14 protein-coding genes are annotated in these 12,593 nt (G+C 56.6%); 1 reads left to right on the forward strand and 13 read right to left on the reverse strand.

What is annotated here, in order from left to right:
* Nucleotides 1-20 precede the first annotated feature (20 nt).
* Together R0382_RS05695 and ylqF are read right to left on the reverse strand one after the other, a co-directional pair.
* Nucleotides 21-902, reverse strand: coding sequence for a cobalamin-binding protein (locus R0382_RS05695; RefSeq protein ID WP_432723119.1), 882 nt, complete (start codon nt 900-902; stop codon nt 21-23).
* Between the two features lie 191 nt (nt 903-1,093).
* Entirely contained in the window at nt 1,094-2,023 is a 930-nt protein-coding gene (gene ylqF / locus R0382_RS05700) for a ribosome biogenesis GTPase YlqF (protein ID WP_432723121.1), read from the reverse strand.
* Nucleotides 2,024-2,366: 343 nt separating this feature from the next.
* Between ylqF and R0382_RS05705 the strand changes: the two genes are divergently transcribed.
* Nucleotides 2,367-2,858: a peroxiredoxin family protein gene (locus R0382_RS05705; protein WP_432723123.1), complete on the forward strand. Its 492-nt coding sequence runs from the start codon at nt 2,367-2,369 to the stop codon at nt 2,856-2,858.
* A 58-nt stretch (nt 2,859-2,916) separates the two neighbouring features.
* On the opposite strand, the gene R0382_RS05710 is transcribed toward R0382_RS05705, so the two are convergent.
* From R0382_RS05710 to R0382_RS05760, 11 genes are all read right to left on the reverse strand, one after another.
* On the reverse strand, nt 2,917-3,300 hold the full coding sequence (locus tag R0382_RS05710) for a type IV pilin protein (RefSeq protein ID WP_432723125.1): 384 nt from the start codon (nt 3,298-3,300) through the stop codon (nt 2,917-2,919).
* Nucleotides 3,301-3,312: 12 nt separating this feature from the next.
* Nucleotides 3,313-3,801, reverse strand: a complete 489-nt coding sequence (locus R0382_RS05715; RefSeq protein WP_432723126.1) for a pilus assembly PilX family protein — start codon at nt 3,799-3,801, stop codon at nt 3,313-3,315.
* A gap of 8 nt (nt 3,802-3,809) precedes the next feature.
* Nucleotides 3,810-4,562, reverse strand: coding sequence for a PilW family protein (locus R0382_RS05720; RefSeq protein ID WP_432723127.1), 753 nt, complete (start codon nt 4,560-4,562; stop codon nt 3,810-3,812).
* Nucleotides 4,559-5,077, reverse strand: a complete 519-nt coding sequence (gene pilV, locus R0382_RS05725; protein ID WP_432723129.1) for a type IV pilus modification protein PilV — start codon at nt 5,075-5,077, stop codon at nt 4,559-4,561. Before pilV ends, R0382_RS05720 begins: the two co-directional genes overlap by 4 nt.
* Nucleotides 5,074-5,592 carry a GspH/FimT family pseudopilin gene (locus R0382_RS05730; protein ID WP_432723131.1) on the reverse strand — a complete coding sequence of 173 codons (519 nt, stop codon included), beginning with the start codon at nt 5,590-5,592 and terminating at the stop codon, nt 5,074-5,076. The genes pilV and R0382_RS05730 overlap by 4 nt, the downstream gene beginning before the upstream one ends.
* A complete protein-coding gene (locus R0382_RS05735) occupies nt 5,589-8,822 on the reverse strand; it encodes a PilC/PilY family type IV pilus protein (RefSeq protein ID WP_432723133.1) in 3,234 nt (1,077 codons plus the stop codon). Before R0382_RS05735 ends, R0382_RS05730 begins: the two co-directional genes overlap by 4 nt.
* Nucleotides 8,823-9,248: 426 nt before the next feature.
* On the reverse strand, nt 9,249-10,523 hold the full coding sequence (gene hemL, locus R0382_RS05740) for a glutamate-1-semialdehyde 2,1-aminomutase (protein WP_432723136.1): 1,275 nt from the start codon (nt 10,521-10,523) through the stop codon (nt 9,249-9,251).
* A gap of 122 nt (nt 10,524-10,645) precedes the next feature.
* Entirely contained in the window at nt 10,646-11,107 is a 462-nt protein-coding gene (locus tag R0382_RS05745) for a CYTH domain-containing protein (protein WP_432723138.1), read from the reverse strand.
* Nucleotides 11,108-11,115: 8 nt separating this feature from the next.
* Nucleotides 11,116-11,541, reverse strand: coding sequence for a CopD family protein (locus tag R0382_RS05750; RefSeq protein ID WP_432724129.1), 426 nt, complete (start codon nt 11,539-11,541; stop codon nt 11,116-11,118).
* The gene (locus R0382_RS05755) at nt 11,538-12,374 is read right to left on the reverse strand and encodes a M48 family metallopeptidase (RefSeq protein WP_432723140.1); all 837 of its coding nucleotides are present in this window, start codon (nt 12,372-12,374) and stop codon (nt 11,538-11,540) included. Before R0382_RS05755 ends, R0382_RS05750 begins: the two co-directional genes overlap by 4 nt.
* A 41-nt stretch (nt 12,375-12,415) precedes the next feature.
* Complete coding sequence (locus tag R0382_RS05760) at nt 12,416-12,568, reverse strand: rubredoxin (protein WP_432723141.1); 153 nt, start codon at nt 12,566-12,568, stop codon at nt 12,416-12,418.
* Nucleotides 12,569-12,593 lie beyond the last annotated feature (25 nt).

The following is a 12,593-nucleotide window of genomic DNA, read 5'->3' on the forward strand; positions in this document are numbered from 1 at the left end:
GGATCTGCAGCGATTCTATGTCATTTCCGCGCTGGTCGCGCAGCATCGATCACCTGACAGAGCGCAGCCACCCCGTCGACCAGTCGCGGCCCGGGGCGCAGCAGGCGATCATCGTCGAGCACTTGCAGCCGATGCTGAGCCACCGCCGGCAGGCCCGGATAGCGCAACCAGCGCTGCCAGTCCGGCGATGCCGACGTGCTGATGATCAGCGCCGGCGCCTTGGCCAGCACCGCTTCGACGCTGACGATGGGGTAGGGCGCCACCGCATCACCGAACACGTTGATCGCCCCGCAGTCGCCAATGGCCCGACCGAGAAAATCCCGGTCCGACACCGTCATCAACGGCCTGGCGCTGATTTCGAGCATCACCTTCAGTCTTTGGCGGCTCATGTGCTCGGCCTTCAGTGCCGCATAGCGACGCTCAAGCAACACCGCGCGCTCCGCGGCGGGCTTCTCACGTCCGAGCAAAATGCCCAGACGGCGCAGATTGTCGGCAACGTCATCGGGATTGGCCGGCTTGCTGATGAAAACAGCGATGCCCTGAGCGCGAAGCTGGGCAAGACTCCGCGCCATCGCATCACCGGACCATGCAACGACCAGATCCGGCCGCAAGGCCAGCACCGCTTCGACGTTGGCACCATCGTAACGACCGACACGCGGCAAGGTTCGCACGACATCGGGATAGTCACTGGCGCTGTCGACACCGACCAGCAACGTTGGCGCCAGCTCCGCGACCAACTCAGTCGCGCTCGGCGCCAGCGTCACAACTCGTTTGGCCGGCTGAGACAAGCGAACCCGTTCGCCATTGTCATCACGAACCTCGACCGCAGCCTGCGCAGATGTCACCAGCACCAGCCCGAACAACAGCGACTTACCCACAGCAAAAATTGAAATGCGTTTCAAATCAACAACCTGAGCCAAGAACAAGCACATCGCTCCGATGTGGACAAGCATTGTTTGAGCAAATCTGTCGATTTGACCACCAAACCATCCACAAGCTCGACCCCGTCTTCGACACCCTGCTGTCATTAACGCAAAGCAATGATTAAAAAAGGAAAAACACCGTTATCCACAGAAAAAGGTGCCCCTTGTTTCTACTCTTGTATTCTCTTTTCAACTGAATCAGTTAAAGACGCTTCCGCTTCCAAACGCTGTTGTTCGACGACTTCAGCCTGTTCTTTTGCTACGTCATCCGGTGTTTCCAACGACATCCGCCCGATGGTTGCACTGCGAAATTCGGTCAGCAGGAGTTCGGCTGTCTTCTGCGTGTCAACGCGGTTACCCGGCAACACCGCACCTCGTTGACGTCCAATCCGTTCGAGCAGCTCTTCGACACCGCCTTCAAGCGACTTGATTTTGTAACGGGTCTGCAGAAAATCCGGATAACGCTGCCGCAACACATCCAGCGCAAACCACGCCACATCCTCATCGTTGTAGGCGTTCCGACCTACCGACCCTGCCATCGCTAAGCGATAGCCCCAGATATCGTGTTCGATCTTCGGCCAGAGCAGGCCAGGCGTGTCATACAGGATCATGCCGCCACTGAGTTCGACCCGTTGCTGACTTTTAGTTACGCCGGGGGTATCTGCCACGTTGGCGATCTTCCGGCTCATCAACAGGTTGACCAGCGTCGATTTGCCGACGTTGGGAATGCCCAAGATCATGGCCCGCAGCGGCTTGGTTTCACCGGTGCGATGCGGTGCCAGCTTCAGACACCGTTGCGGAATCTGTTTGGCTTCCGAAGCCTTGTTGTCCAGTCCGAGCAGCATCGCGGCGCGATTGGGCTGGGCATTGAACCAGTCCAGCCAGACCCGGTTGAGCTTGGGATCGGCCAGATCGGCCTTGTTCAGGATCGTCAACGCCGGGCGGTTCCGGTGCTTACGCAACTGTTCGATCATCGGATTGCTGCTGGAGAACGGCAAACGTGCATCCACGATCTCGATCACCACGTCGACCTTGGCCATGGTCTCGGCGACCTGCTTGCGCGCCGCATTCATATGACCGGGAAACCACTGGATCGCCATGACCCCTCCTGAAGCTCAAAAGCCGCGGATTATACGCTTGTTCACAAAGCCATAATGAAATCAATGACTTGGATTGTGGGTAAGCAAGGCGCTCGCTGTGAGCAAGTCCGTTCCTGTGTCAGAAGACAAAACACTCCACCACTTGTCCACACTAGCCAGGCTGGATTCTACCGATCGAGATCAACAAGCAAGTCCTTGAAGTGATGATGGAATCCGGCTTATCCACAGCTTCGGTACGCCCTTATTATCTACTCTTATATATGCTTCTCTTAACATCAAGCTAGCGCTGTGAACGTCCCAGTGAAGTACACTTGCGACGCACGAACTGGGTACGGACATCATCATGAAGACGCGTTATCTAGGCGTTATCGCCGTTGTGCTTGCTCTACTGGCAGGCATTTTTATCGTTTCCGGAAAAAAATCAGCACCTGATGTCAGTTTCACGACATTGGATGGACAAAAATATGTACTCAATTCTTTGAAAGGCCAGGTCGTGCTGGTCAACTTCTGGGCAACCAGTTGCAGCGGATGCATGCAGGAAATGCCTGAATTGATCAAGTTACAGCAGCAATACGGGAATAAAGGTTACAAAACCCTGGCCATTGCAATGAATTACGATGTGCCGGAATACATTGAAAACTACCGTAAACGCACTTCCTTGCCATTTATCATCAGCCACGATAAAAATGGCAGCCTAGCCAAAGCATTTGGTGATGTTGCTTTGACGCCGACCAGTTTTCTGATTGACAAAAACGGAAAAATTGTTAAGCAGTATGTAGGTATTCCAGATATGAAAGAACTCAATAGATTGATTTCAAATTCACTCGATATCTAGAAAATCTTGACGAAAAAAAAGCCGGTATTATCCGGCTTTTCCTTTATTAATCATGGGCTTAGTTCGTCCACTTTCCTGTGCGCGTACCAGTGCTGTCAAGAACCTGATTACCATCACCTGCTTGGGATCTACTTGTCGTTGGTGTTGCCGTAATTGTAAATGTCGTAGCGGTCGCACAGGCAGTTGAAATCGCATAAAAAGTATTGGTTGGATCAGTTACTCCGCAAGTTGTTCCTGCTGCTGTCGTAGTGTAACGACCATTGGTGCTGAAATAGCGTTCCATTGCCTGTGCTTGTGCAACCAATTGACGTTGAACATCAACTCGCCGGGTTCTGACAATATATTGCGTATAATTTGGCAAGGCTACTGCAGCCAAAATACCAATGATCGCAATCGTGATCATCAATTCGATCAGCGTAAAACCCCGATTGGATCTGAGCATGAATAAAATTCCTTAAGAAATAGGACAAACATAGGCAACAGATTGCAATACAACCACTGAACGTGTATCGATTCCCTGGCCTCGCCCCATGATACTGTAGGGTTTACAACCCAACTTGTCGGTTGGTAGAAAGCTATTGCTTAGCTGATTAACCAGAAATTTTGCCGACGTCGCCTGTCCATTATTGATAGCTGCAACTTTAGCGTTGGTATCCGACCAACTGTTTGGCATGACCGTCACCGCAGCGCCTGTATCGGTGACATTTGCGGTAGTGCAACCAGCCAAACAGGCGTCTGCATTGTTCTGCAGTACCGCTTCACCTTGACGTAATGCCTGCTCGGCGGCTTGATAGGCTCGATTGCGATCCATGTAGTTGCCGGCCATCTTTTCATTCATCGTTGTCGCACGCATTGTGTTAACAACCAGGATGGTCACAATGACAAGCAGAATCAGCGATACCACGAGAACAAAACCCTGCTGGCGCTTATAAATGGCTCTCATTGCTTGTCCTAACGGTTTCTGAGTACGATCGTTGTACGAAACGTACGGTAGAGCTTCCTGTCGTTGTCTGACCCGACAATAGGCTGACCTGCACAATCGGTCACCGTAGTCGGTTTAACGATGCTGCTGTCGGTGTTTTCACTCCTCAGTACCAAGCACGCCTTGATGGCAACAATCTGCGCTGCCGTTACGCCCCCTGGCAGCGTGTCAACATAGCGGTTAGCAATGCAGTCGCGCTCTTTCTTTCCGCTACCTACATTGGCCCCGCAGCCGAAATCAGCCGGCGTTGCTGGTACAGCATCAGTATCATCAATGCCGTAGCGAAGTTTGAAATCAGCCACTTCGGTACCGCTGCCCGTACCCGTAGTAGCAAGCCAGTCAGTGCTTCCGCACTGCAACTTGCTACTACTCGTTGAAATAGCCAATGTTGTTGCACCGGCAGCAGCGGAACCACCATCGCAGTTGATCTGGTTGGTTCCGTCTGCGGTAAATTTCACCGTAATCGACGTATTGGAGTTTCCGGAAATACGATCGCTAGCCAAAGGCGAGGTCGGATCAGCACGATAGCCGGCCTGGCCAATGACGCGCTGCAACATCGACAATGCAAAGCGACCATCTTCGGATAGATGGTTTTGCATCGCCTGAACGCGGTATGTTTGCTTGGTCGAGATATACAGCTCAGAAACAGCCAATAGCACAAGCAATGAAATGGCCATGGTGACCATCAGTTCGATCAGCGTAAATCCGCGCGTGGTGTTCATTCGATCACCGTTGAGTAACTGGTGTTGTAATCTGTAGCGCTGCTGACCTTGCCACGATCGTCTATCCAAGTGATGGTCAGCGTATAACGTAAAAAACCGGCTGATTGGCTATTAGCGGTAACTAAGGTGTACTGGGCTCCCGGTAATTGAGTACGCAAAGCGCTATTCCATTCAGTCATTTCATTGCTGAGTTGATAGGTTTGTCGACCTGCGTCTTGCGCTCCGCAACTGACTTGATCAGCATTGCTACTGTTCTGGGTGCATTTGGAAAAATCTGGTGGTTGTGGCGTTGTACCATCTTCACCACTACCCAAATAGGGGGTCCGATTGGCTCGAATGCGATCGGCAAGATCCGCACTGAGATCCGCAGCAATACCCCGGTAATAGGCACTTTGACTCATGATCATCGAACGGGAATGCAAGCCGGCCAGGCCTAGCAAACCCAAGGCCAGGATGACCAGTGAGACCATGACCTCAATCAGCGAAATGCCATACTGCAGACGCGGGGACATCATGTGCACACCGTCGAAGTAATCATCTTGCTCACTCGGCCAGACAACGCGACAGCAACCTGTTGCTGCTTTCGGCCACTGATGCAAAGCGAGAATGTTGCTGCGGCCTGCGTGCTGCCCAACGTTGGATTGAATACCACGGACGTTACCGAGCCAGCAGTTGTGACGTTGATGCCTTGCGGTACGAGCAATCGCAATATCTTGCTGCTGGCATCGTCAACCAACCAGCCTTTCGACCAGTCGCTAGCGGTCGTCGAACAACTGGCTGTGCTGCTGTTCGCGTCAGTGCTTGGACACACCGTCATGCTGCTGCGGCGTTTGATGGCCTCAAGCCTTGCGGTATTGAGCGTGCTGACCAAAAGATCGGTCTGCGAGGCGAGGCGGGCGTCGCGAACCCAGGTAACCATGCTGGGTACGGCAATGGCGGCGAGAATGCCGAGGATGGAAACAGTCACCATCACTTCGATCAGAGAGGCGCCGGCGATGCGATGAAGGGATGCCGGTAATCTGCGCATCATTTGATCTCCCGCCAAGTCATCGTTTCGACTTTGACGCCGCTAGGCGGACCAAGCAGATCATCCTTGTCGACTTTGTCGTCGCCGATCGTGCCGGAATACGTCGTTCCCTGGCCCGTCGATGCCGGGCGACCTTGTGGTGCGAACGTTGATGGCCGGTTGGCGCCGGTACGTGCGTTGCCTACATATACCCCCATCGAGTTCGCTTCGCGTTGGGCAATGATCTGGCCGAGCGCCAGATCAGAACCATCCGGGAGCTTGGGAGGCGTGATGATTTTGCTATCACTGCCGACGTAGGTCAGTTCAGTCGGAATCCCGCTCTTGTCGTAACCGCTTGCGTAGGCTTCACCAGTACTGAAGCCAAGTTTGTCTGCCGCGGTTGAACGTCTATCCGGTGTGACATCGACAAAACTGTAAGCCCGGCTGAAGTCGCTGGTGTTGTTCTTGGTTGGCACCGAGCCTGTCAGCGGATTCAGGCCCATGATCCAGCCCTTGCCACCGGGCAGACACTTCTCGTTCGACTGCGTGATGCCGGTACCAAACAGTACTTTGTCGTTGTACCACATTGGAGACGTGACCAGCCGTTCGGTATTGGTAAGGTCTATATACCAGCCAAGCTTGCTGTTGTTCGCCGCACGCAGGTCAATCGCGTTTGTCGACATTTTGCGGTAGGTGCCGACGCGCTTGCTGGTGTCGGTGACTGCGTAGGTCGCATCGATCGTCTGCACTTGCAGATCGCTACGCGTCACGGTCGTCGGTATGGTGTCCATGACATCAACCACGCCGTAGAGGCTCTGGGTTGTGGTGTCGGTACGATCGGTATCGGTCAACAGCCTGCCGGTACCAAACAAGATCAGGTTGCCGAGTGGCGTATTATCGGCTTTATCAACGGCCATAACGGCCGGACGCATGATGATTGGATGAGTAGGACCTGCATCGAAAATCGGTGTCGATGTAACACTGAAATTTGCCGGGTCATTGGTTGTCAGGTCGAAGCGCCAGAGTTTGCCGTTGCTATCGCCGGCGTAGACATAATCGAGGACACCATCCTGGCCGAAGTCGACTCCTGCCGGCGATGACAGACCGGCGCCACCGGTAACGGCGATTTCCTTGAGCAGGACTCCGGTGTCGGCGTTGATCACGTATAGCGACGATGATTTAGCCGATTGGGTGCCATCGTTGTAATCACTTTCGTAGCCGTTGCTGAGTATGACCGCAGATACAACCGTATCAGCGGAGGTCCGGACGTTGTAGATTAACGGTGTGCCGAAGCTGTAGCCCATCGTGGCCGAATTCTGGTCGGTCCATTCCCATTTGATGGTTTTGCTGGCGCTGCCGCCATTGTTCGGGTCGAAATTGTTGGCCGTCGTTGCGTCGACGGTGAAGTAACCCTGGCCACCCTGCCCCAATCCCCCTACCAGCAGCGTTTTCCAGTTTGTGCCGACCTTGACATCGGCCCAACGCATACTGCCATTGACGTGAAAAGCATGCGGAGTGCCTCCGCTTAAGCCGTAGTCGGGTTTGGTCAGCGCCGGTAAATGTGAATAGACGGATGACGGCACATAGGCCATTTTCTCGGTCATGGTGGCAATATCGAAAGCGTGCAACATGCCATCGTTGGCACCAATAAACACCATATTGCGGTTGGCGTTGTCGGTTATAAATGTCTGATAGTTCGAGTCTGATGTATAGCCATTGGGTTTACTAATCACCATTGGTTGGCTGTCGACGATGTCACCGAGCAAGCCATTATTGCGGGTACGATAGTTCGTGACGGTTTCACCACGCAGAAACTTCACCACATTTTTACTGTTGCCCAAATTGGGTATGAGCTGCCCGATCAGAGTCGGATCCAGCTGAGATTTTTGCGCTGCAGTCATGTCGTTATCGACTGCAGTGGGGGTAAATGCGAACGGCGTTGTTTGTCCAGAAACGACTTTGGATGAATAGATGGTCCGATTCGCAGCCACTGGAATCACTGCCTTGCCATTCGGTGTGCATTGCGACGTCGCCGGGTTGAAGTTGCCAGTACTATCGAGGTTGTAACAGCGAAGCTCGCCATACCAGCCATTGGGGTTGAACACCGGCTGAAAGACTTTGTTGCCGGCGCTGACGGTTTCGCTTTGCGTGGCGACGCCGCCGGCATTGGAAATCGAGGCGACAATATTGGCAACAGCGTTGTTCAGCGCTGCAACCAGTTTGTCTTTGTCGTCTGCTTTTTCGTAAGTGCCATTCCCTCTCCGGGCCGCGACTTCCAGAACCGGATCGTCAACGGCAAAGCCGACCGTATAGGTGACGAAGTTTTGCTTTTTGAACTTGTCGTCGTCGAACGATTTGCCGTCGGCATCCTTATCGGCACTATCAGTGCCGACAACGCGAAAATCTGCATCATAGGCATAGCGAGCGACATCGATGATCGATCGGCCATACGAATTGCTGTCGTCGCTGGTTCCTTTGAATGCCAGTGTCTTGTTTTGCTGACTTTCTACTTTTGTTGTTGAGTCGGTCACGGTGACCGTATATGACGCTGGGCAATAGCCAAGGGCTGTTTCGGCGGTGGTGCTATCTGCCTTGGTACAGACCGAGAATTTGGGAGTCAGTTTCTTTGGCGGGGAGCTCGAGTCGTAGCTGACATAGTCGATTGCTGCATAGCTGCTCGACGAGCCTTTTGGTAACCCAGGAAGTTGATCGTCTTTCGTCGATACGCCATCGGTAACGACAATGACGAAGTTCTTTTGGCAGCGGTATTGGATCGGGCTTGTGTAATTGCCGCTGATTTTTCCGTAGTACGACGTTTGCCCACCGAAGTAACGAGTGATTTCAAACAGCGTTTCACCCAGTGGGGTCCAAGTACTGGCTGACAAACCTTCGATGGTATCGGTGATCGTCTTTTGGTTGCTACCGATGGCGGCTTGCAGTACCCCGGCCTGATCGTTGTCGGCGGTATCGAACGAAAACAACCCCCAACGTAGATTCGGATTGTTTGTCACCAGCGTTTTCGCCACATCCTTGGCGACTCGCATCTTGCTCGGATTGCTTGAAGTGACGGTCTTACCGTCTGGGGCATCTTTCATGCTGCCGGAGTTGTCGATGTGCAGCAGCACATTCGGTATGACCGAAGTCGACAAGGTCGGTGGCAGCGCCGGGTAGGGTTCGGCTGCAAGCGCGCTGTGCCCGAGTGCCGGAAATGCCAGCGCTAAGCCGTAGCGCAGTGTGCTCAGTCGAAATTGCATCTCATCGTGCTCCCGAACCGTTTCTTGATCCGCCATTCGACGACCGTACTGGCTTCGGCGGACGTATCAGTATCATTGAATGTACTGATGTTACCGGCCGGCATAACATTAGCGATTCATCATATGGACCCGTGTTTCCAAGCTACAACACGGATTTCGGGATGCGCCTGATCCCGGATAACCGGTATGAAACCAGCTACCGATGGTACTGACTGACAGAGGAATTCAGCAGAGGTGTTGGCGTTATAGCCCAGAAGCGCGTTGGGGCGTGATCCGGTGATTTACCATCAGGTACTGACCTGATTAGTCAGCATGAAACTGAATGATTCCGGGGGCTCAGCGGCGAATTGCCGGTATCGCTTGCCGTTCACCGCCTGACCGATGGCAGCAAGGTCGCCGCGTTGCACGGCGACCTTTGGGGGCTGATCAGCCGGCGAGGATGCGGGCTGCTGCGGCGACGGTGGCGGCGATGTCGGCGTCGGTATGTGCGGCGGAAACGAAGCCGGCTTCGAATGCCGATGGCGCGAGGTAAACGCCTTCGGCCAGCATGGCATGGAAGAAGGCGTTGAAACGAGCACGGTCCGACGCCATCACGTCGGCGAACGAGTGCGGTGGGGTGGCGCTGAAGTAGACGCCGAACATGCCGCCGACACTTTGCGCCGAGAAGGCGACGCCGGCGTCACGCGCGGCAGCGCTCAGGCCGTCGGCCAGCGCGGCGGTCTTGACGCCGAGGGCGTCGAAGAAGCCCGGTTGGCGGATCGCCTGCAGCGTGGCGAGGCCGGCGGCGACGGCGACCGGGTTGCCCGACAGCGTGCCGGCCTGATAGACCGGACCGAGCGGTGCCAGCTTGGCCATGATGTCGGCGCGGCCGCCGAAGGCTGCCAGCGGCATGCCGCCACCGACGACCTTGCCGAGGCAGCTCAGGTCCGGCGTGATGCCGTGCAGGCCCTGGGCGCAGCCGAGGCCGACGCGGAAGCCGGTCATCACTTCGTCGTAGATCAGCACCGCGCCGTGGTCTTCGGTCAGCTTGCGCATCGCGGCGACAAAGGCCGCCGAAGGCTGGACCAGATTCATGTTTCCGGCAACCGGTTCGACGATAATGGCGGCGATCTTGTCGCCTTCTGCGGCGAACAGCGTTTCCAAGGCGGCAACATCGTTATACGGCAGCACGATGGTATCGGCGGCGACCGCGGCCGGCACGCCGGCGCTCGACGGGTTGCCGAAGGTCAGCAGCCCCGAGCCGGCTTTCACCAGCAGGCTGTCGGCGTGGCCGTGATAGCAGCCTTCGAACTTGACCAGCTTGTCGCGGCCGGTGAAGCCGCGCGCGAGCCGGATCGCGCTCATCGTCGCTTCGGTACCGCTCGACACCAGTCGTACTTGCTGCATCGACGGCAGCATCTCGCACAGCAGGTCGGCGAGTTCGACTTCGCGCTGCGTTGGCGCGCCGAAGCTGAGACCGTCGCGGGCGGCGGCGATCACCGCTTCGAGCACTTTGGGATGCGCGTGGCCGAGGATCAGCGGCCCCCAGGAGCCGACATAGTCGATATAGCGCTGACCGTCGGCGTCCCAGACGTAGGCGCCTTCGCCCTTGGTGAAGAAGCGTGGCGTGCCGCCGACCGAGCCGAAGGCGCGCACCGGTGAATTGACGCCGCCGGGGATGTGTTTCTGCGCGGCGTCGAAGAGTTGTTCGTTCAGGGTCATGGCAATCCTTGCAGGGCCGTGATCACGATCACGGTGAAAGTATTGGTGCGGCGAATCTGTCCGCAGGCGATGCACCGCGACACCAACCGTCGGAATGGCGCCGGCGGGATGGCGTATTGCGCTTACCAGCGGCGGTATGGCTGCTCGGACAACGCGCTGTTGAAGTAACGCGGATCGGCGGAGACTTCGGCGCCAAGCCAGTCGGGATGCTCGAAGGCGGCGTCGACCGACGGCAGTTCGATTTCGGCGACAATCAACCCGGCGTTGTCGCCGTGGAATTCGTCGATCTCCCACAGTTGCGTACCGATGGGAACGAGATGCCGGGTCTTGTCGACGACGTTCGGACACAGCACCAGCATCGCCGCGGCGTCACCGGCCGGAACCGGGTATTCGAACTCGGCGCGGGCGATGCCCTCGTTCTTGCCCTTGATGGTCAGGAAGCCGGCCTCGCCCTTCAGGCGCACGCGCACGGTGCGTTCGGGATCGGTGCACAGATAGCCCTGGGCGATCCGCGTCGATGTCGTCACGGCGCTGCGCCAGGTCTCGGAAGCCAGCAGGAATTTGCGTTCGATTTCGATTGCCATACTGGTCCTCAGAACGGTTTGACGACGACAAGGATGACGATGGCGGCCAGCGCCAGCACCGGCAGCTCGTTGAATACGCGGTACCAGCGATGGCTGCGGGTATTGCGGCTAGCGGTGAAGTCGCGAGCGAGCTTGAAGCACCAGCCGTGATAGCCGATCAGCAGCGCCACCAGCATCAGCTTGGCATGCATCCAGCGCCAGCCCGGGCCGGCGTAGAAGTCGTAGCTGGCCCACGTCGCCAGGCCGAAGCCGAGCGCCAAGACGGCCAGTGGCGTCATGAAACGCAAGAGCTTGCGTTCCATCAGCGCCAGCCGGGCGATCTCGGCCGGTTCGCTCGCCATCGCGTGGTTGACGAACAATCGCGGCAGGTAGAACAGCCCCGCAAACCAGCTGGTGACGAAGATGATGTGCAGTGCCTTTAACCAGAGCATCAGCGTTTGCCGCCGTACTGTGCCTGTGCCGCCTCATACAGCGGCTCGACCTTGGGGATCTGTGCCTGCAGATCGCGGATCCGTGTGTTCGACGACGGGTGGGTCGACAGGAATTCCGGCGAGCCGCCTTGCGATGCCGCGGCCATTTTCTGCCACAGCGTCACCGCCGCCTGCGGCTTGTAGCCGGCGCGGGCAGCGAGTTCGAGCCCCATGATGTCGGCTTCGGACTCGTGCTCGCGGCTGTTCGGCAGACTGTAGCCGACGGCGATCAACTGGTCGCCCATGCCCAGCAGCGCGTCGTACTTGCCGCCGGTGAGGATGGAAATGCCCTGCATGGCGATCTGCTTGCTGTATTCGCTGCCCATCCGCTCGCGTGCGTGCTCGCGCAGCGCATGGGCGATCTCGTGGCCCATGATCTGGGCGATTTCGTCGTCGGTCAGCTTGAGCTGGGTGATGATGCCCGAATAGAACATGATCTTGCCGCCGGCCATGCAGTAGGCGTTCAGCTCCTTGCTCTGCTCGACGTTGACTTCCCACTGCCACTTCAGCGCGTCGGGGCGGAATACCGCGGTCTGCGGAATCAGCCGGTCGGCAATGCTGCGCACGCGCCGGGTCATTGCCGCATCGGTATTGAGCTTGCCGCTGCCCTTGGCCTCGTTCAGCGTCTCGACGTAGGCCTGCGCCGACATCTGTTCGACGTCCTTTTCCGACAGCAGCATGCTCATGCTCTGCTTGCGGGTGATGTTGGTCGCCCCGCTGCCGGTGGTGCTGACCTGCTGGCAGCCGCCGAGCACGACGGCTGCGGCGATGACGATCGCGGTGAGTTGGCGTTTCATACAGTGTCTCGGCGGATTCGGGCCGGCGTGCCGGTCCGGACTCAGATCTCGATCATTTCAAAATCGTCTTTGCGTGCACCACAGTCCGGGCAGGTCCAGTTCGGCGGCACGTCATCCCACGGTGTACCCGGGGCAATGCCGTCTTCGGGACGGCCTTCGGCTTCGTCATAAATGAAGCCGCAAATCAAACACATATACTTTTTCATCAGGTCGCGCCCT

It is taken from the genome of Jeongeupia wiesaeckerbachi (assembly GCF_050916355.1).
Lineage (GTDB): Bacteria > Pseudomonadota > Gammaproteobacteria > Burkholderiales > Chitinibacteraceae > Jeongeupia > Jeongeupia wiesaeckerbachi.